This window comes from Streptomyces sp. NPDC001903, assembly GCF_042891345.1.
In the GTDB taxonomy this organism is placed as follows: Bacteria; Actinomycetota; Actinomycetes; order Streptomycetales; family Streptomycetaceae; genus Streptomyces.
The window spans coordinates 76,194-95,148 of the sequence record NZ_JBIASZ010000005.1 but is presented as its reverse complement, the minus strand read 5'-3'; the positions used below and the strand labels follow the sequence as shown (position 1 = coordinate 95,148).

Below are 18,955 nucleotides of genomic sequence, written 5' to 3'. Positions count from 1 at the left end.
AGGGGTCTCCCCCCGGCAGGCTGTCGGCCGCGGTCAGCGGGCCACGTACGTCTTGGCCGCCCGGTCGTGCCAGCCCCGGCGGCGGGGCCGGTCCCCGAGGCACCAGAGGCTGCCGGGGAGCCCGAGGACCGCGTACACCAGCCAGCGGCGCAGCGCCGCGCCGAAGGTGGGCGGGCGCAGGGTGGCGGCGGCCAGCACCCGGATCCCGAGGAGCTTCTTGCCGGGGGTGCGGCCCCAGCGGGCGGTGGGGAGCGCCTCGTAGAACACCCCGAAGAGCAGTACGGCGCCGAGGACGAGGCCGAGGTACCCGGCGATGGTGGCGTCGAAGAGCCACACGGTGGTGGTCCGGCCGCTGCCCTTGGCGGCGTCGACCTTGGCTTCGAGGTGGGCGGTGGCGGCGGGGACGAGCGGCCAGGCGGCGGCCGCCGCGACCGCGCCGAACACGAGGGTGTCCAGCGCGCGGGCCACGGCCCGGCGTACGAGCCCGGCGGGCCGGGTGGCCCGCTCCGCCATCCGCTCGAACACGGCCCGGTCGGTGACCCGGGGAACGCCGCGATCGGCCGCCGGTGCCGGTGCCTGTGCCGATGCCGACCGGCCGGGGGAGGCCGGGTCCGGGTCGGAGGCCTGGGCCTGGGCTTGGGCTTGGGCCGGAGCCTGGTGGCCGGAAGCCGAGCGGCCTCCCGCCGGGGCCGACGCGGCCTCGGGCGCGGACCGGCGGGCCGCCGGAGCCCGCGCGGCCGACGACGCCTCCGGCGCGAACCGGTCCTCCGGGGCCGCGGGCCCGCGCCGGGGCGGGGTCTCGGACCACGGGGCCCGGTCCACCGGCCCCTCGGGCCGGGACGGCGCCGACCGGTCGGGCCACATCGGCGCCTCGGGCTCGGGGCGGGCCGCCGGCTCCCAGCCGGCCGGGATCTCCGGCTCCGGGCGGACCGCGCGCTCGCGGTGGACCGGAGCCTGCGGCTCGGCGCGGACCGACGCGTCCCAGGCGTCCGGGGGCTCCGGCGCCGGGCGGGGTGCCGGGTCGCGGTGGAGGGGGGTCTGCGGCCAGGACGAGGTGAGGCCCGACGGGCCGGAGCCGCCGCCCGCGGCGGGCCAGTCGGGCTCGGCGGGAACCGGGGCAGGAGCGGGAACCGGGGCAGGAGTCGGGACCGGGGCAGGGGCAGGAGCCGGGGCGGCCGCCGGGGAGCGGGCCGACAGGATGCCCACGCTCTCGGCGGAGCCCCGTACGGCGGCCTGCGCGGGGAACCGCTCCGCGGTCGCGGAGGGCGTACGGGCGAAGGAGACCCCCGGCCCGCGCTCCGCACGGTCGGCCGCCTCCAGCGGCTCCGGGTGCGGCCCGCGGCCCTGGGGGACCCCCGCCGGCGCCGAACGGGCGGGCGCGTGGCCCCCGTCGGGCTCCGGCTGCGCCGGGCCGCCCCAGGACACCCGGTGGTCGCGGGGCCCGCCGAAGCCGGACTGGTGCAGGGGATCGGCCTGCCACGAAGCCGCCGGTGCCGCGGGCGCGACCGGCTCCGGCAGCGGTACCGGCAGGGGCTCCGGCTCCGGCAGCGGTACCGGCAGGGGCTCCGGCTCCGGCTCCGGCAGCGCCTCCGTCACGCCGGTCTCGTCCAGGAACACCGGCCCCGTCTCGTCGGCCCGGGCGGTGGCGGCTGCAGCGGCGGCCGCGGGGCGGCTCGTACCCGGAACCCAGTTCAGGCCGTTCCAGTACCGGACGAACCCGGGGATGGACGGATCGGGGTAGTAGCCCTCGCGGGCCGCGTGCTCGCCGTCACCAGGGGAGGCCGTCAATGTCCCCAACTCCGATCGTGGCTTGAGGCTTGTGCAAGGGGAGGACCATAGCCAAGAACCGTGCCCCGACAGGTCCGGTAACGGGAGAATCCAAGCCTTTGAGCGAACACGGTCGCCTACGACTGTTTTCGGTCACCCGACAGGATCCGGCCAATCCCCGATCCGGTGCACGAAGTCGCGTCATACCCGGGCACATCGGCGCTCTCTCCGGGTGTGGGGCCCGGACCCGGCCCCACGACGCCACCGGAGCACCGAAGAACCGAAGTGAGGCCGCCATGCACCACCCCGTCGTCGAACGCGAGCTGGAACTCAAGCTGGTCCTGTCCCCCGAGCGCAGCGTCGCCGTCCCGGCCCGGCTGGTCTACCTGACGGACGACCCGTACGCCGTGCACATCACCTTCCACACCGGCTCCAGCACCCCGGTCAACTGGACCTTCGCCCGCGAGCTGCTGGTCGAGGGGGTGTTCCGCCCGTGCGGCCACGGAGACGTCCGGATCTGGCCCACCAAGGTCGACAACAGGGCCGTCCTCTGCATGGCGCTCACCTCCCCCGACGGCGACGCCCTGCTGGAGGCCCCGGTCGCCGTCGTGTCGGCGTGGCTGGAGCGCACGCTGCGCGTGGTCCCGCCCGGCACCGAGGCCGAGCGGCTGGGCCTGGACGCCGCGCTGGCGGAGCTGCTCGCGCCGACCCCGGCCGACGACCTGTGGATGCGGGACCCGTGGCCCTCGGACGAGTCGGCGGACGGGGACCTGTGATCATGCGGATCCGCCACCTCCGCCTCGTCCGCCCCGTACGGTCACGGTCCATACCCGGCGTACGGTCAGAAGAGCTTTCCGGGATTGAGCAGGCCGAGCGGGTCGAAGGCCTGCTTGACCGCGCGCTGCATCTCCATCCCCACCGGCCCCAGTTCGCGCGCGAGCCACTCCTTCTTGAGGACCCCGACCCCGTGCTCGCCGGTGATGGTCCCGCCGAGGGCCAGGCCGAGCGCCATGATCTCGTCGAAGGACTCGCGGGCCCGCCGCGTCTCGTCCTCGTCGGCCGGGTCGAAGCAGACCACCGGGTGCGTGTTGCCGTCGCCGGCGTGCGCGCAGACCCCGATGAGCAGGTCGTACGCGCGGGCGATGGCGGCCGTCCCGTCCAGCATCTCGGCGAGCCGCGAGCGCGGGACGCAGACGTCGTCGATCATCGTGGCCGGGCGCAGGGCGTCGAGGGCGGTCAGCGACATCCGGCGGGCCTGGAGGAGCAGTTCGGACTCCGCCTCGTCCTCGGCGGGGACGACGGCGGTGGCCCCGGCGGCCCGGCAGAGCTCCCCGACGGCTGCGAGGTCCTCGGGCGCGTGCGGGGTGTCGAAGGCGGCCAGCAGCAGGGCCTCGGTGGTCTCGGGCAGGCCCATCTTGCCGAGCGCGTTGACGGCGCGGACGGTCGTACGGTCCATCAGCTCCAGCAGCGAGGGGGTGAGGCCGGCCTCCATGACGGCGCAGACGGCCGCGCAGGCGGCCGCGGCCGAGGGGAACTCGGCGGCCAGCGCGAGCTGCCGGGGCGGCGCCGGGCGCAGGGCGAGCACGGCCCGGACGACGACGCCGAGGCTGCCCTCGGAGCCGACGAAGAGCCGGGTGAGGTCGTATCCGGCGACGCCCTTGGCGGTGCGCCGTCCGGTACGCAGCAGCCGTCCGTCGGCGAGGACCACGTCGAGGCCGAGCACGTACTCGGCGGTGACCCCGTACTTGACGCAGCACAGGCCGCCGGACGCGGTGCCGATGTTGCCGCCGATCGTGCACTGCTCCCAGCTGGAGGGGTCGGGCGGATAGAACAGGCCCCGTTCGGCGACGGCCCGTGAGAGCACCGCGTTCACGACGCCGGGTTCGACGACGGCGACGCGGTCGACGGTGTTGATCTCCAGGATCCGGTCCATCTTGACGAGGGAGAGCAGGATGCAGCCGTCGGAGGCGTTGGCGGCGCCCGAGAGGCCGGTGCGGGCGCCCTGCGGCACGACGGGGACCCGCAGGGCGGTGGCGGTGCGCAGCACGTGCTGCACCTGTTCGACGGTGCGCGGCAGCACCACGGCCGCCGGGGTCCCGGCGGCGCAGAAGGCGGCCATGTCGGTGGCGTAGGAGGCGGTCACCTCGGGGTCGGTGAGGAGGGCCTCGGCCGGGAGCCCCTCCAGGAGGCTCGCGCGCAGCCGGAGCGAGAGATCGTCTTCCCCGGCGTCGTCCATGACATCGATGACATCCATGAGCCCAGCGTGGCACCGGGGGCCATCGGTGTGAACACGGCCGCGACGGGCTTCGGACACCTCGGCGAACTCTTCATATTGACGCACAGTGACCCCATGGACCGTGCCACCCGTACCGCGCGCATCTCCCGCATCGCCCGTACTGCTCGTGCTGCTCGCGCCGCCCGCATCGAAGAGGAAGCGCAGCAGCCCGCGCCACCCGTGACCTTCACCGGCCGCAAGACGCTCGTGGCGGCCGGGGTCGCGGTGGTTCTCATCGCCGGGGCCCTGCTGATCCGGCCGGCCCGCCAGGGCGACGACGCCCGCCCGCCGGGGCCCACCGAGCGGGCCGCCTCGGCGGTCGGCATGGGCGCGCCCGCTGCGGCGGTGGACCTGACGGCGCTGGTCGCGGACCGGGAGAAGTGGGTCGCGGGGCACGAGAAGGACGACGCCTCCTGGGCGGTGCTCGGGGCGGCCTACCTGGAGCAGGCCCGCCGGACGGCGGAGCCGGCCTGGTACCCGAAGGCCGAGAAGGCGCTGAAGCGGTCGCTGGAGATCCACCCGGCCGAGAAGGGCAACTTCGACGCGATGACGGGCATGGGCACGCTGGCCAATGCCCGGGGCGACTTCGGGACCGGCAAGAAGTGGGGCGAGCTCGTCCGGGCGCAGGCGCCGAAGCGGTGGACGGCGTACCCGGTGCTGGTGGACGCGTACACGGGCCTGGGCGACTACAAGGCCGCCGAGCGGTCGATGGAGCGGCTGCTGGACCTGCGGCCGGGGCTGGCCGCGTTCATCCGGGCCTCGCAGGTCTACCGGGACCGCGGCTGGCGCGAGGACGCGACGATGGCGATGGAGCACGCGGGGGGCGCGGCGAAGGCTCCGGCGGAGAAGGCGTACGTCCTGTTCCGGCTCGGGGAGCTGTCCTGGGAGCGGGGCGACGCGGCGGAGGCGCTGCGCCAGTACGAGGGCGCGCTGCGTGCCGATCCGGCGCAGGCCGAGGCGCTGGGCGGCCGGGCCAGGGCGCTGGCCGGGCTGGGCCGGGGCGGGGAGGCGGTCCGGGACTACCGGATGGCGCTGGGCCGGGCGCAGGTGCCGCGGCTGGCGCTGGAGCTGGGCGAGCTGCTGGACGCGCTGGGGCGCGCGGACGAGGCGAAGGCCCCGTACGACATGCTGCGGACGGCCGCGGCGCGGGGCGCGGCGGACGGGGTGAACGAGGCGGTGGTCCTCGGCCTGTTCGAGGCGGACCACGGGGATCCGGCGGCGGCGGTGCGGCGGCTGACGCAGGAGTGGTCGCGGCACAAGAGCATGGAGGTGGCGGACGCGCTGGCGTGGGCGCTGCACAAGACGGGCGACGACACGGCGGCGCTGGAGTACGCGAAGAAGTCCACGGACCGGGGGGTGCGCAACGCGGACTTCGCGTTCCACCGGGCGATGATCGAGCGGAGCCTGGGTGATGACGCCGGGGCCCGGCGCCACCTGCAGGAGGCGCTGCGGACGAACCCGCGCTTCTCGCCGGCCCGCGTCCCGCAGGCGAAGGCGGCCCTGGCCGCGATCGGCCAGCCGCCGGCGGGCGGCCCGGAGAACATGCAGCCGGCCAAGCCGTGGGTGGCCCCGGAGCTCCCGAAGGCGGCGAAGCCGAAGCCTGCGGCGAAGGCGGACAAGCCCGAAAAGGCAGAGAAGCCCGAAAAGACGGAGAAGACGGAGAAGACGGAGAAGGCGGACAAGCCCGCGAAGTCCGGCTCCGCCAGCACCTGAGACGCCGGAGGCCCTCCGGCGCCCCGGGTGCGCGGGGAGGGTCCGGGGGCAGGGCCCCCGGATCCCGGATCCCCGACCCGCTAGAGGTTGCCCCGCTTCTCCTGCTCCCGCTCGATCGCCTCGAACAGGGCCTTGAAGTTGCCCTTGCCGAAGCCCATCGACCCGTGGCGCTCGATGATCTCGAAGAACACCGTCGGACGGTCCTGCACCGGCTTGGTGAAGATCTGCAGCAGGTAGCCGTCCTCGTCGCGGTCGACGAGGATCTTCAGCTCGCGCAGGGTCTCCACGGGAACGCGCGTCTCGCCCGCCCACTCACCCAGCGTGTCGTAGTACGAGTCCGGGGTGTCCAGGAAGGCCACGCCCGCCGCCCGCATCGACCGTACGGTCGCCACGATGTCGTTCGAGGCGAGCGCGATGTGCTGGACGCCGGCGCCGCCGTAGAACTCCAGGTACTCGTCGATCTGCGACTTCTTCTTCGCGATCGCCGGCTCGTTGATCGGGAACTTCACCTTGAGGGTGCCGTCCGCGACCACCTTCGACATCAGCGCCGAGTACTCGGTGGCGATGTCGTCGCCCACGAACTCCTTCATGTTCGTGAAGCCCATGACCTTGTTGTAGAACGCGACCCACTCGTTCATCCGGCCGAGCTCGACGTTGCCCACGCAGTGGTCGATGGCCTGGAAGGTGCGCTTGGCCGGGGCCTCGACCAGCGGGTCGACGGCGACGTAGCCCGGCAGGTAGGGGCCGGTGTAGTCCTTGCGCTCGACCAGCGTGTGGCGGGTCTGGCCGTAGGTGGCGATGGCGGCGAGCACGACGGTGCCGTGCTCGTCCTTCACCTCGTACGGCTCGTCCAGGCCGCGGGCGCCGTGCTCGACGGCGAACGCGTACGCGGCACGCGCGTCCGGGACCTCGATCGCGAGGTCGACGACGCCGTCGCCGTGGTCGGCGACGTGCTCGGCGAGGAAGCGGCCGTGGTCCGTCGTCGCCTTGATGACCGAGGTCAGGACGAAGCGCGCGGCGCCGTTGGTCAGGACGTAGCTGGCCGTCTCGCGGACGCCGTTCTCCGGTCCGGAGTAGGCGACGAGCTTCATGCCGAAGGCGGTGGAGTAGTAGTGCGCGGCCTGCTTGGCGTTGCCCACGGCGAAGACGACCGCGTCCATTCCCTTCACCGGGAAGGGGTCCGCCTCACGCGCGGTGTGCGGGGCGGTCTCGAGGTTCACCAAAGACTCAGTCATGAGCGCAGAGTCCCGCCCTTCCACAAGCTGCGCAATAGTTTCCATTTCTGCTGTACAGACTGCCCAGCACGGGCGGAGGATGGCTGAGAGATCTGTGCAGTATGACCAGCCGATCGAGGGAAGGTTTCCATGGGCATCGACGAACTCGACGGCCGGCTCATCGTCCTGCTGGCGCGCGAGCCCCGGATCGGGGTCCTGGAGGCCTCCCGCCGGCTCGGCGTGGCCCGCGGCACCGTGCAGGCCCGGCTCGACCGGCTCCAGTCGAACGGGGTGATCCGCGGCTTCGGCCCCCAGGTGGACCCGGCGGCGCTCGGCTACCCGGTGACCGCCTTCGCGACGCTGGAGATCAAGCAGGGGCAGGGGGCCGACGTACGGGCGCACCTGAACGGGGTGCCGGAGGTGCTGGAGCTGCACACCACCACCGGCCACGGGGACATGCTGTGCCGGCTCGTGGCCCGGTCCAACGCCGATCTGCAGCGGGTCATCGACCGGGTGGTCGGGTACGAGGGGATCGTGCGCGCCTCGACGGCGATCGTCATGGAGAACCCGGTGCCGCTGCGGGTGATCCCCCTGGTGGAGCAGGCGGCCCAGGAGGGCTGAGTTCCAAAGGACACGCTGCAAAGAAACCCTTGCATAGAAGTCTTTGCAACTCTACGGTCGAGCCATGCCCGAAGAGCCGAACCCCGAAGAGCCCGGACCCGAAGCGCCCGGACCCGAAGAGCCCGACGTCCGTACGCTCGACGCCCGCTCGCTGCGCGGCCTCGCCCACCCGCTGCGCATCCGCATGCTGGCCGCGCTGCGCCACGACGGGCCGGCCACCGCCTCCCAACTGGCCGGGCGCCTCGGTGAGTCCAGCGGCTCCACCAGCTACCACCTGCGCCAGCTCGCCGCGCACGGCTTCGTCGAGGACGCGCCGGAGCACGGCAAGGGCCGCGAGCGGTGGTGGCGGGCGGCCCACGACGGCACCCGCTTCGACGAGAAGCTGCTGTACGACGAGGACCCGGCGACCCGCGGCGCTGCGGACCTCTTCCTGCACGAGATCGCGACGATCCACACGCAGGAGATGAGCACCTGGCTCGGCACGGCCCACGGCTGGTCCCAGGAGTGGCGGCGCGGCTCGGACATCAGCGACTTCACGTTGCGCCTGACGCCCGCGCAGAGCCTCGAACTCATCCACAAGATGCACGAGTTGATCGACGGCTACCGCGACCTGCCGCCCGCCGAGGGCACCGCGACGGTCCGCTTCCACACGCACGCGTTCCCGCGCGCCGACGGGTAGTCCGGCGCGTACCGCCCGCCCCGTCTCGCATTCCGAAGAAGAAGGAGTCCTGCCGTGCACGCCTTCACGCCCGCCGAGATCCGACCCGAGACGCACGCCGCATGAGCCGGCGGCCGTTCGCGGCGGTCCTGGCCGCCAACACCATCTCCATAGCCGGGAGTTCCGTCACCCTGATCGGCGTCCCGTGGTTCGTGCTCCAGACCACGGGCAGCGCCGGCCGGGCCGGGGTCGTCGCCTTCTGCGCCACCCTGCCCGTGGTCATCGCCGCGCTCGTCGGCGGCCCGGTCATCGACCGGATCGGCCGCCGCCGGGTCTCGGCCGTCTCCGACCTCGTCTGCGCCGTCTCGGTCGGCTCGATCCCGCTGCTGCACTACGGGGGCGTGCTGGAGTTCTGGATGCTGTGCGCGCTCATGGCCGTCGGAGGCCTCGTCCACACCCCGGGCCTGACCGCCCGCGGCGTCCTGCTGCCGAGCCTCGCCGAGCACGCCGGCACCCCGCTGACCCGGGCGGCCAGCCTGTACGACGCGGTCTCGCGCGGAGCCCGGATGATCGGGGCCGCGCTGGCCGGCGTACTGATCGCGGCCTTCGGGGCCGAGTCGGCCCTGCTGCTGGACGCGGCCACCTTCGCCGTCTCGGCGCTGCTGGTCGGCGCCTTCCTGCGCGGGGTCCCCGCCGCCGAGCCGCAGCCGGCCGCCGGGAAGATCTCCTTCTCCGGCTACCGGGCCGAACTGGCCGAGGGCTGGACCTTCCTGACCCGCGCCCCGCTGCTGATGGGCATCACCCTGATGGTGATGATGACCAACGGCCTGGACCAGGGCTGGTCCGCCGTACTGCTCCCCGTACACGGCCGCGAGGCCCTCGGCGGAGCCACGGCCGTCGGCCTGCTCGTCTCCGTCTTCGGCGGCTTCGCCCTGCTGGGCGCCCTGCTCTACGGGGTGTGGGGCGAGCGGTTCCCCCGCCGGGCGGTGTTCACGGCGGCCTTCCTGCTGTGCGGCGCACCCCGGTACGCGGCCGCCGCCTTCACCGACACCCCGCTGCCGCTCGCGGTGACGATGGCCCTGTCCGGGCTGGGCGCGGGCATGCTCAACCCGATCCTGACCACCGTGGTCTACGAGCGGATCCCCGAGGAGCTGCGCAGCCGCGTCTCGGGCGTCACCACCGCGGGCTGCGAGCTGACCATGCCGCTGGGCGGGCTCACGGCGGGCCTGCTGGTCGACGGGTTCGGGGCGACGCGGGCACTGCTGCTGTTCGGCGGCACGTACCTGCTGGTGACGCTCTCGCCGCTGGTCTTCCCGGCCTGGCGCACGATGGAGCGCCCACCGCGGAGCGCGTCCGCCGGGGTCAGCAGGACGGAACCGGCTCCCCCCGGGTCAGAGCACGCAGCGCCTGCACCGCGTCCGTCAGCGAACTGACGGGGATCAGCCGGAGCCCCTCGGGGAGTTCGGACTGCGCGTCGGAGCACTCCGCCTCCGGTACGAGGAACACGCTCGCCCCGTCGCGCTGCGCGGCCTGGGTCTTCAGGGCCACGCCGCCGACGGCGCCGACCTTGCCGTCCGCGCTGATGGTGCCCGTACCGGCGATGGTGCGGCCGCCGGTGAGGTCGCCGCCGCTGCCGTCGCCGTCGAGCTTGTCGACGATGCCGAGGGAGAAGAGCAGGCCGGCACTGGGGCCGCCCACGTCGGCGAGGTTCAGCTGGACCTTCACGTCCTTCGGGTCCTTGTGGAGGAAGCCGAGGGCGGCCTGGGTGGCCGTGGACTGCGACGCGGCCATTTGCTCCAGGTTGTGCGCCTCGATCTCCTTGTCGCTTCCGCCGGAGGGGTAGACCGCCTCCTTGGGCATGACCGCCCGGGTGCTGTCGAACCAGTCGTCGACGAGCTCGGGCAGGGTCACGGTGGTGGAGGGACCGGTGGCCTGGATGGTGGTCATCCGGAGCTGGCCGGTGGTCTGCCGGGTCGGGGCTCCCGTCACGGAGATGACCGGCTTGCCGTCGCGGTCGCCGAGCACGTCGGCCGTGAGGCCCGGCTGGGCGATCACGAAGGGCAGCGGCGCGAAGGCCGCCACGGCGAACAGCCCGAGCACGGGCACGGCGCAGACGGCCAGGGCGACGGGACGCGGCAGACGTGTGAGGCGAGAGAGCACCCGGCCAATGTATCGGGCGCCCCCGCCGCCCCCGCGCCCCACCGTGCGGGACGCGGCGGTGCGGCCTCCCCCGCGCCGCCGTCGCGCGCCCCGCGGCACGCACAAGCGCACCCGGTCCGGGCGGAGGCCAGGGGCCGGGTGTCGGGTGTCGGCGTACGTCCCGTACGCACGGCTCAGCGCAGGGCGTCGGCCACCTCTCGGGCCGCGTCCACGACGCGCGGGCCGACCCGCTCCGGCACGGCGTCGGCCAGCATCACGACGCCCACGCTGCCCTCCAGCCCCGTGATGCCCACGAGCGGCGCCGCCGCTCCGCTGGCGCCCGCTTCGAGCTCCCCGTGGGTCAGCGTGTACCCGGGCTCGGTGAGCGTGCCCTGACGGGCGGCCAGAATGGCCCGGCCGGCCGCCCCCCGGTCCAGCGGGTGGCGGAAGCCGGCCCGGTAGGCCACGTGGTAGTCGGTCCAGGTGGGCTCGACGACGGCCACGGCGAGCGCCTCGGTGCCGTCGACGAGGGTCAGGTGCGCGGTGGCTCCTATGTCCTCGGCGAGGGACCGCAGCGCGGGCAGGGCCGCCTCGCGTACGAGCGGATGCACCTGCCGCCCGAGCCTCAGTACGCCGAGCCCGACGCGGGCCCGGCCGCCGAGGTCGCGGCGGACCAGGGCGTGCTGCTCGAGTGTGGCCAACAGGCGGTAGACCACGGTGCGGTTCACACCGAGGCGGTTGGAGAGCTCGGTGACGGTCAGACCGTGGTCGGTGTCGGCGAGCAGTTTGAGGACTCTGAGTCCTCGGTCCAGAGTCTGGGAGGTTTCCGCGGTCACGACGCCTCTCCCTCTCTCGGTGAGCGGCGGTGACTCTCGGGGTGTATGCGGCGCCGGTCCCACGGCGACGCACGAGAGGCCGCCGGTAGCGGCCATGGCACCGGCTGCGCTCCCGCGGCGGCTCTGCCACGGGGCGTTCGATGCGGGGACATTAGCGAGCGGGTCCGCTCAGCGGAAGGGCTCGTCCAGAATCCGGGCGCCAACTACCCCTTTGTGCCGGTTGGCGATCGCCGGCGGAGTCGATTCGTCACCCCGGCCGACCGGTGGCGCCTGTGCGATCGGCCGACCCGGACCGGGGGTCGCGGGCCCCGGGCGCCGCCGGCCCAGGCCCCGGGTCCGGACACGGAGCGTGACGGCGCCCCCGTAGGAAGCTCCGCACCGCGCCCGCTTCCCGGTCCGTACGAACGGTGGCCGGGGTCACCGCATCCGGGTGGCCCACTCCTGCACCTTCTTGATCCGCTCCCGCAGCTGCCCCGCCGTCGCCTCCGCGCTCGGCGGCCCGCCGCACACGCGGCGCAGCTCGGTGTGGATCACCCCGTGCGGCTTGCCGCTCTGGTGGACGTACGCGCCCACCATCGTGTTCAGCGACTTCCGCAGTTCCAGCAGCTCCTTGTGCGAGACCACCGGCCGGCGCTCGGCCGGCAGCTCCAGCAGGTCCGCCTCCGCGTCCGGCTTGCGACGGCTGTGCGCGATCTGCCGCGACTGCCGCTTCTGGAGCAGCATCTGCACCTGGTCCGGCTCCAGCAGCCCCGGGATGCCGAGGTAGTCCTGCTCCTCCTCGCTGCCCGGGTGCGCCTGCATGCCGAACTCGGCGCCGTCGTACAGCACCCGGTCGAAGACGGCGTCGGACTCCAGCGCCTCGAAGGACATCTGCTCGTCCTCGCCGGTGTCCTCGTCCTCCTGCCGGTTCGCCTCGTCCATCTCCTTCTCGGACTCGGCGTACGGGTCCTCCTCGCCCTTCTTCTTGGGCTTGTCGAGGACGTGGTCGCGTTCGACCTCCATCTCGTTGGCGAAGCCCAGGAGATAGGGGATGGTCGGCAGGAACACGGAGGCCGTCTCGCCGCGCCTGCGCGACCGGACGAAACGTCCGACGGCCTGCGCGAAGAACAGCGGGGTGGAGATCGTCGTCGCGTACACGCCCACCGCGAGGCGCGGGACGTCGACGCCCTCGGACACCATGCGGACGGCGACCATCCAGCGGTCGTCGTTCCCGCTGAAGGTGTCGATGTTCTTCGACGCGCCGGTGTCGTCGGAGAGGACGAGGGTGGCCTTGGTGCCGGTGATCTCGCGGATCAGCTTGGCGTAGGCGCGCGCCGAGTCCTGGTCGGAGGCGATGACGAGGCCGCCCGCGTCCGGGATGCCCTTGCGGACCTCGGTCAGCCGCTGGTCGGCGGCGCGCAGCACGTTCGGCATCCAGTCGCCGCGCGGGTCCAGCGCCGTGCGCCAGGCCTGGGAGATGGCGTCCTTGGTCATCGGCTCGCCGAGGCGGGCGGCGATCTCGTCGCCGGCCTTGGTGCGCCAGCGCATGTTGCCGCTGTAGGACAGGAAGATCACGGGCCGGACGACGCCGTCGCCCAGCGCGTTCCCGTATCCGTAGGTGTAGTCGGCGGAGGACCGCCGGATCCCGTCGTTCCCCTCCTCGTACGTGACGAAGGGAATGGGGTTGGTGTCGGACCGGAAGGGCGTACCGGTCAGCGCGAGCCGGCGGGTCGCCGGGTCGAAGGCCTCCAGGCAGGCCTCGCCCCAGGACTTCGAGTCACCGGCGTGGTGGATCTCGTCGAGGATGACCAGCGTCTTGCGCTGCTCGCAGCGGTTGCGGTGCAGCATCGGCCGCACGCCCACACCCGCGTACGTGACGGCGACCCCGTGGTAGTCCTTGCTCAGCGGCCCGGCGGAGTACTCCGGGTCCAGCCGGATGCCTATCCGGGCGGCGGCCTCGGCCCACTGCTTCTTCAGGTGCTCGGTCGGCGCGACGACGGTCACCTGCTGCACGACGTGGTGGTGCAGCAGCCAGGACGCGAGCGTCAGCGCGAAGGTCGTCTTGCCCGCGCCGGGCGTGGCGACCGCGAGGAAGTCGCGGGGCTGGGTCTGGATGTACCGGTCCAGTGCACCCTGCTGCCAGGCGCGCAGCTTGCTGGCGGTACCCCAGGGGGCACGGCCGGGGAAGGCGGGTGAGAGGTGGTGGGAGGCGGTAGTAGTCACGGTCTCCGGTTCGGCTCTCGGCGGCGGTCGTACGTAGGACAACCGGGCCACCCTACCGGGGCCGGCAGGCCGCCCGGGGAGGGACAGGCCCGTGACCTCGGCGGGTGCGGCGAGCGTCACATCCGGCGCAACCGCCCGGCGATGCGGGCGACATCGGCCTCGGCGCCGGCGGCGACGTCGATGACCAGGTCGTACGCGGCGTCCTGGTCGGCGTCGGCGAGGTCGATGCCGTTCGCGGCCAGGAAGGTCGCGGCGGCGAGCCAGGCCGTCCGCTTGTTCCCGTCGACGAGGGGGTGGTTGATCGCGATCCCGTGCAGCAGCGCGGCGGCCTGCTCGTACGGGTCCTCGTACGCGGGCGTCCCGAACATGCGCGCCCGCGGCCGGTGCACGGCGGACTCCAGCAGCCCGGGGGCGCGCAGCTCGACGCGCTGCTCCAGGCAGGCGAGGCGGGCCAGGTCGAGCACCTCGGCAAGGGTCAGGTGCCGCACGTCGCGGCTCACTGGCCGAGCCGCTTCAGCAGCGCGTCGTGCCGCTGCGCCAACCGCGAGGCCGCGGCCGCGACCTGCGCCCGCTCGTTCCGCAGGTACTGCAGCACGGCGTCCCGCGCGACGTCCTCGGGGGACCGCCCGGTCGCATCGGCGAGATCGGCAAGCTCGGCCAGGTCGCCGCCCTCAAGCCGAATGATCAAGCTCTCCATCCCCGCAGCGTACGCACCGGCTCCCCCGCGCCTCACCACCTTTTCGGGCCCGGCGGTGCGGGCGCCGACCGTGCGGGCCCGGCTCCGGCCCGGGGCCCGGCTCCGGCCCGCTCACGCCCGGGCGGCCGCCGGCTCCGGGCCAGGCTCCGACCCCGGATCCGGCTGCTGCCTCGGCTGCTGCCCCGGCTGCTGCCCCGGCTTCGGGCCGTCCACGTACAGCCGGGTCGCGACCCACGCCCCCACCAGCGCCACACAGGCCATCGGCAGGAAGACCACGGCGAACGCGGCGGGGTGCGAACCCGAGGCCGCCCCCTCGGCGGCGACGGAGTGCGCGGCCCCCACCGCTCCCCCGCCGAGCGCGGCGAACGCCGCGCCCCCCGCCGCCAGCAGCACCACGTTGGCCAGCGCGTCCGAGATCTGCAGCGAGGCCGAATTGGCTCCCGCCTCCTCCGGCGCCGACAGCTCCAGCAGCAGCACGCTCGTCGAAGCGGTCACCAGCCCCATCCCCAGGCACCCCACCGCCCAGGCGACCGCCGTCGTCCACACCGGCACGGACTCGATCAGCACCGCCGGCGCGGCCGCGATGGCGAAGGCCACCAGCACCATCCCCACCACCATGAGCCGCGCCCGGTACGGCGCCATCCGCCCCTTGGACTGCAGCCACGAGCCGCCCGCCCAGGTCACCCCGCCCGCCGCCAGCGAGAAACCGGCCAGCGTCGGGCTCAGCCCCCGCTGGGTGACCAGCATCAGCGGTACGAAGCTCTCCGCCGCGATGAAGGACCCCGCCGCCACCCCGCGCAGCAGTACCACCGAAGGCAGCCCGCGCCGGGCCAGGTACGTACCGCGCGGCAGCAGCCCCCGTACGGCCGGCACCAGCAGCCCCGCCCCCGCGGCGGCCGGCAGCAGCGACAGCCACCGGAGGTCCTGGGCGGCGTACTGCAACAGCGCCGCCCCGGCGGAGATCCCGAACGCGAGCCGGATCCGCCGCCCGTCGAAGGCCGCGGGCGGCGCGTCCGGATCGACCGGCCCGGCCGCGGTGCGCCGTATGGCGGGCAGCGCGACGACGAGCGGTACGACCACGAGGACCGGTATCCCGACGAACACCCAGCGCCAGCCGAGGTGCTCGGTGACGGCCCCCGAGGCCAGCGGCCCGACGATGGACGGCACCACCCAGCTCGCCGCGAAGGCGGCCATGATCGCGGGCCGCAGCCGCTCCTCGTAGGCCCGGCTCACCACCACGTACAGCGCGACGATGACCAGCCCGCCTCCGAACCCCTGCACGGCCCGCCCGAGCACGAACACCCACATGACGGTGGCGGTCCCGGCGAGCAGCAGCCCGGCGGCGAAGGCGCCGATCCCGACGGTCAGGGGCCAGAGCGGCCCCTTCCTGTCGGCCCACTGGCCGGCCAGGACCATCCCGAAGAGGCTGGTGGTGAAGTAGGCGGAGAAGCCGAAGGCGTAGAGCCCGATCCCGTCCAGCTCGCGCGCGGCGACGGGCATGGCCGTCCCGACGGCGGTCGCCTCGAAGGCGATGAGGAAGACGACGGAGATGATCCCGATGCTGAGCGCCCGGTACGCGGACCCCAGAATCCCGCCCTCCGGCTCCGCCGGGACCGGCACACTGCTCTGCGACACACGGTCTTCAAGGGCACTCATCGCCCCAGAGTAAGCCCCGCTCCCCAGCTACGCCCCTGTCAATTGGACCTATCCCCCTCTGGTCCCCCGGACCTAGGCCCCCTGCCCCGTGAACGCAGCATGGCAATCACATTGCACCCCCCGCGCCCGCCTTCCCCACCCCGCCCGACAGCCCGTACGGTCACACCCATAACCACCCCACAGCCGTGTGCCCGAGTGGTTGAGGGACTCGCCTGCAAAGCGAGGCACGCGGGTTCAATTCCCGCCACGGCTTCTCCCGAAGGCCGCTCAGAAACACTCTGAGCGGCCTTCTCTTTGCCCAGCACGGTGCGCCGGCTAGACCCCGCACTGCGTCTGCTGCTTGCCCGCGTCGACGAACTTCTTCATGAGCCGGGTGAACAGTGGGCGGGAGCCGCCTTTCTCGACCTGGTCGGTGGAGCCGCTGAGCGACAGCTCGACCTGAAAGGTGTCCTGGCTCCCCTTGCAGATGAGGAGTACCCGAGCCCCGGTGTCGTACACGATGCCCTTGTCGCCCAGGGGCAGCGTGTCCGCCGGCGGCTTGATCAGCTGGGCGTTCCAGAAGAAGCTCTGCTCCAGGGGTTGGCGCGTCGCGGAGGCGAGGAAACGGCCCTCGCCGTCCACAGCGACGTTGCACGTGGCGGTCCGGCGGTACGCGTTCAGCTGCATTTCGGCAGGACCCGACTCCTTCACCTCCTGGCCGTTGCCCATCAAGGGCTCCAGGTCGGATCGGGTGAAGACACCGAAACAGGTGCGCTCGGGCAGCTTTGGGGCAGCGGCTTCACTCCCCCCGGTGCAGCCGGCCAGGACGGCAAGGGTCACCGGCGCCAGGGCCAGCGAGCGGACGGTGCGGTTGACGTGCATCAAGATCCACCGTTGGACGTCGCGACCTGGCCGCGGCCGACCGCATGGGCGTTCGCCGTCTCGGTCGACGCCACACCTGCGAGGGCATCTATGGTCCTCTGGCTCATACCTGTTCCCTCGGCCGCTTTCCGGACGGACTGCGCCGCCGACAGTCCGGCTTCCTGCTGCGCGTCGGTGTAGTCGATCACCGCCTTGTGGTCGGCCTCGCCGATCTTCTTGGCCTCGTCCTTCGTCGCCCGCTCGACCACACCTTCCGTGATGTCCTCCTGGAGCCACTCGACGACGTCCCCGGCCAGCGGAACCATTTCCAGGTACTTGCCGCCCGCCGCACTGATGGCGCGGTTGACCCACTTGGCGTTGTCCTCGACGCCCTTTACGTACTCCTCCTGCTTGTGGCCGTTCTCGGCGAACGCGCCCTCAGCCCTCGCCTCCGACAGGATTCCGGCGACCTGACCGCCCGGGTGGACGGCACTCTTGATCGCCGCGTCCACGTCGTCGTACTCGGCTCGATGCGCGATGACGTCGTTGACGAGCGTGGTCGTGAAGGCGCGCTGGGAGACGGTCATGGCACCGTACGCATCCGGGTCCTGGCCCACCGCTCCGATGAAGGCCGCCATGTCGGCCTTGTGGAACTCGGCCATCACCCCATTGGCCTTGATCATCCCGCTGCCGTTCTCCGCCGAAGCCTGGATGTCAGGCATGTATTCGGCGGCCATCTGACCGAAGTGGCCGGCCATTGCCTTCAGTCGACCGTCAGGCTCGCCCGGCTTCGCCGCGATCAGTTCCGGCTCATCGCCGATCTTTTCGACGACGCGTTCCATGATCGACGTCATTTCCTTGGTGTGCGGGACGGGCTTCGCGTCGTCGTCGCCCGGTACGCGGCCCGAGACGGCAGCTTCCAGGGCGCCGCCGAGGGCCTCCTGGGCCGGGCCCGCTTCGCCGTAGGGGTGGGTGGGCGTCCGGTCGAAGGCGTCCGCCCAGGACTCCTTGTCGAGCATGTAGTCGACCATGCCCCGCGCCTTGCCGTGCTGGCCGGACACGGGCTTGTCGGCCGTCGTGACGATGCCGTCGCCGTTGCTGTCCTGGCGGACCGGCTCGTTGAAGAAGGCCGTCGCCGCGTCGGGGTTGTGGGACATCGCGTCCATCAGGCCCGTCAGCGGGTAGAAGCCGCGGCTGCCGTCCTTGCCCTGGCTGAGCACCGTCTTCGGGTCGTACGGAGAGCCGTGCTCCCAGGCCTTCGGGTTCTCGCGGTCGAACGCGACCATGTCGCGGCCGACCGAGGTCAGGAAGTCCTTGTCGTACTTGCCCTCGTGGAGCAGCGCGCCCAGCGCCTGGTACCCGTAGATCTTGCTGGTCAGATCGCCGGTGACCTGCATCTCCTTGCGACCGGCCTTCATCAGGCCGGTGGTCCACGCCGCATCCAGGTAGCCGGGCGAGCTCTTCTGGGTGGCGAGCCCCAGCATCGCGCCCATGTCGTTCTGGATGTTGCCGACCATCGCCAGGCGGTCCTTGCCGGCCTCGCCCAGGGTCGACGCGTCGATGGACAGCTTCGCGTACGCCTCGAGCGTGCCCTCGGGGCCGAGCTTGCGGTAGAAGTCCGTCGAGAAGTCGGCCTCGTTGCGGTTGTCGTCGAGCAGGTCCTCCAGCTCGCGCAGCGCCCCGGGGTCGCGGGCCACGCCGCCCGGCTCCTTGCTGAGCTTCTTCATCAGCTCGGCCGCCCGGTCGGCCTGTTCGCCGTCCAGGGTCGTGTACTTCGGCGCGGTGAAGTCGTGGTCGTCCGAGACGTTCGCGCGCAGCGCGCGCACCAAGGAGTCGTCGGCGTCCGCGCAGTCCTCGACGAGCCGGTCCACCCTCGCCTGCCAGGCCTTGCGGTTCTCCTCCTGCTTGCGCTTGAACTCGGCGTAGTCCGGGTCGTGCCGGGCCGCGTACTCGGTCTTCGGGTCCATCGGGACGATCGAGACCTTGCCGGCCGCGTCCACGCGGAACCCGGCGGCCGGGATCTCCTCGTCGGCGGCCTTCTTGAGCGCGTCCCGGGCCGTCTTGAGGGTGGTGTGGCCGTCGCTGAGGAGCTGGTGGACGCCCTTGGCCTCTTTGGCCGCGTCCTCGAACTCCTTGGCCGTCTTGTCGACGAACGCCCGCCCGACGCCCGCGGTGACCCCGCTCCACTCGGCCTTGTCGGCCTTGGCCTTCATGCCGCCCCGAGCGGCCTCGGCCATCTCGTCCAGCTTGTCGGCCATGGCCTTCCAGTCCGTGACCGCCGTCTGGAGCTTGTCCAGGGGAGCGTTCATGACGTTCTCGTACGTCAGCATGGGAGCG

16 protein-coding genes and 1 tRNA gene are annotated in these 18,955 nt (G+C 72.9%); 6 read left to right on the top strand and 11 right to left on the bottom strand.

The features are described from left to right. Positions 1–33: 33 nt before the first annotated feature. Positions 34–1,788, bottom strand: coding sequence for an RDD family protein (locus tag ACFYZS_RS12905; protein WP_389010467.1), 1,755 nt, complete (start codon positions 1,786–1,788; stop codon positions 34–36). A gap of 275 nt (positions 1,789–2,063) precedes the next feature. On the opposite strand from ACFYZS_RS12905, the gene ACFYZS_RS12900 reads away from it, so the two are divergent. Then, positions 2,064–2,543, top strand: coding sequence for an SsgA family sporulation/cell division regulator (locus ACFYZS_RS12900; RefSeq protein ID WP_389010464.1), 480 nt, complete (start codon positions 2,064–2,066; stop codon positions 2,541–2,543). 65 nt (positions 2,544–2,608) lie between these two features. Here ACFYZS_RS12900 and ACFYZS_RS12895 read toward each other — a convergent pair whose 3' ends face one another. After that, positions 2,609–4,003 carry an FAD-binding oxidoreductase gene (locus tag ACFYZS_RS12895; RefSeq protein WP_389011639.1) on the bottom strand — a complete coding sequence of 465 codons (1,395 nt, stop codon included), beginning with the start codon at positions 4,001–4,003 and terminating at the stop codon, positions 2,609–2,611. Between the two features lie 114 nt (positions 4,004–4,117). Here ACFYZS_RS12895 and ACFYZS_RS12890 point away from each other — a divergent pair, with 114 nt between their 5' ends. Beyond that, positions 4,118–5,755: a hypothetical protein gene (locus ACFYZS_RS12890; RefSeq protein ID WP_389010461.1), complete on the top strand. Its 1,638-nt coding sequence runs from the start codon at positions 4,118–4,120 to the stop codon at positions 5,753–5,755. Between the two features lie 80 nt (positions 5,756–5,835). Here ACFYZS_RS12890 and hppD read toward each other — a convergent pair whose 3' ends face one another. Continuing rightward, complete coding sequence (gene hppD, locus ACFYZS_RS12885) at positions 5,836–6,990, bottom strand: 4-hydroxyphenylpyruvate dioxygenase (RefSeq protein WP_389010458.1); 1,155 nt, start codon at positions 6,988–6,990, stop codon at positions 5,836–5,838. Between the two features lie 129 nt (positions 6,991–7,119). Between hppD and ACFYZS_RS12880 the strand changes: the two genes are divergently transcribed. The 3 genes from ACFYZS_RS12880 to ACFYZS_RS12870 all read left to right on the top strand — a co-directional run bounded on the left by ACFYZS_RS12880 (position 7,120) and on the right by ACFYZS_RS12870 (position 9,681). Next, positions 7,120–7,590, top strand: coding sequence for an Lrp/AsnC family transcriptional regulator (locus tag ACFYZS_RS12880; protein WP_389010455.1), 471 nt, complete (start codon positions 7,120–7,122; stop codon positions 7,588–7,590). A 64-nt stretch (positions 7,591–7,654) separates the two neighbouring features. Next, positions 7,655–8,269, top strand: a complete 615-nt coding sequence (locus ACFYZS_RS12875) for an ArsR/SmtB family transcription factor (RefSeq protein ID WP_389010451.1) — start codon at positions 7,655–7,657, stop codon at positions 8,267–8,269. A 101-nt stretch (positions 8,270–8,370) separates the two neighbouring features. Continuing rightward, on the top strand, positions 8,371–9,681 hold the full coding sequence (locus tag ACFYZS_RS12870) for an MFS transporter (protein ID WP_389010448.1): 1,311 nt from the start codon (positions 8,371–8,373) through the stop codon (positions 9,679–9,681). Here the strand turns inward: ACFYZS_RS12870 and ACFYZS_RS12865 are convergent. The 6 genes from ACFYZS_RS12865 to ACFYZS_RS12840 all read right to left on the bottom strand — a co-directional run bounded on the left by ACFYZS_RS12865 (position 9,611) and on the right by ACFYZS_RS12840 (position 15,778). After that, the gene (locus tag ACFYZS_RS12865) at positions 9,611–10,408 is read right to left on the bottom strand and encodes a PDZ domain-containing protein (RefSeq protein WP_389010445.1); all 798 of its coding nucleotides are present in this window, start codon (positions 10,406–10,408) and stop codon (positions 9,611–9,613) included. The two genes, ACFYZS_RS12870 and ACFYZS_RS12865, sit on opposite strands and share 71 nt — an antisense overlap. A 173-nt stretch (positions 10,409–10,581) precedes the next feature. Further along, a complete protein-coding gene (locus tag ACFYZS_RS12860) occupies positions 10,582–11,223 on the bottom strand; it encodes an IclR family transcriptional regulator (RefSeq protein ID WP_030158675.1) in 642 nt (213 codons plus the stop codon). A 417-nt stretch (positions 11,224–11,640) separates the two neighbouring features. Continuing rightward, positions 11,641–13,425, bottom strand: a complete 1,785-nt coding sequence (locus ACFYZS_RS12855) for a DEAD/DEAH box helicase (RefSeq protein ID WP_359175069.1) — start codon at positions 13,423–13,425, stop codon at positions 11,641–11,643. A 116-nt stretch (positions 13,426–13,541) separates the two neighbouring features. After that, positions 13,542–13,925, bottom strand: coding sequence for a type II toxin-antitoxin system death-on-curing family toxin (locus tag ACFYZS_RS12850; RefSeq protein WP_389010441.1), 384 nt, complete (start codon positions 13,923–13,925; stop codon positions 13,542–13,544). Next, positions 13,922–14,122, bottom strand: coding sequence for a hypothetical protein (locus tag ACFYZS_RS12845; RefSeq protein ID WP_389010438.1), 201 nt, complete (start codon positions 14,120–14,122; stop codon positions 13,922–13,924). The genes ACFYZS_RS12850 and ACFYZS_RS12845 overlap by 4 nt, the downstream gene beginning before the upstream one ends. Before the next feature lie 111 nt (positions 14,123–14,233). Beyond that, entirely contained in the window at positions 14,234–15,778 is a 1,545-nt protein-coding gene (locus tag ACFYZS_RS12840) for an MFS transporter (protein WP_389010435.1), read from the bottom strand. A gap of 181 nt (positions 15,779–15,959) precedes the next feature. Here ACFYZS_RS12840 and ACFYZS_RS12835 point away from each other — a divergent pair. Further along, positions 15,960–16,031: transfer RNA gene (locus ACFYZS_RS12835), tRNA-Cys, on the top strand. A gap of 62 nt (positions 16,032–16,093) precedes the next feature. On the opposite strand, the gene ACFYZS_RS12830 is transcribed toward ACFYZS_RS12835, so the two are convergent. Further along, the gene (locus ACFYZS_RS12830) at positions 16,094–16,639 is read right to left on the bottom strand and encodes a hypothetical protein (protein ID WP_389010433.1); all 546 of its coding nucleotides are present in this window, start codon (positions 16,637–16,639) and stop codon (positions 16,094–16,096) included. Beyond that, on the bottom strand, positions 16,639–18,948 hold the full coding sequence (locus ACFYZS_RS12825; RefSeq protein WP_389010430.1) for a hypothetical protein: 2,310 nt from the start codon (positions 18,946–18,948) through the stop codon (positions 16,639–16,641). The genes ACFYZS_RS12830 and ACFYZS_RS12825 overlap by 1 nt, the downstream gene beginning before the upstream one ends. Positions 18,949–18,955 lie beyond the last annotated feature (7 nt).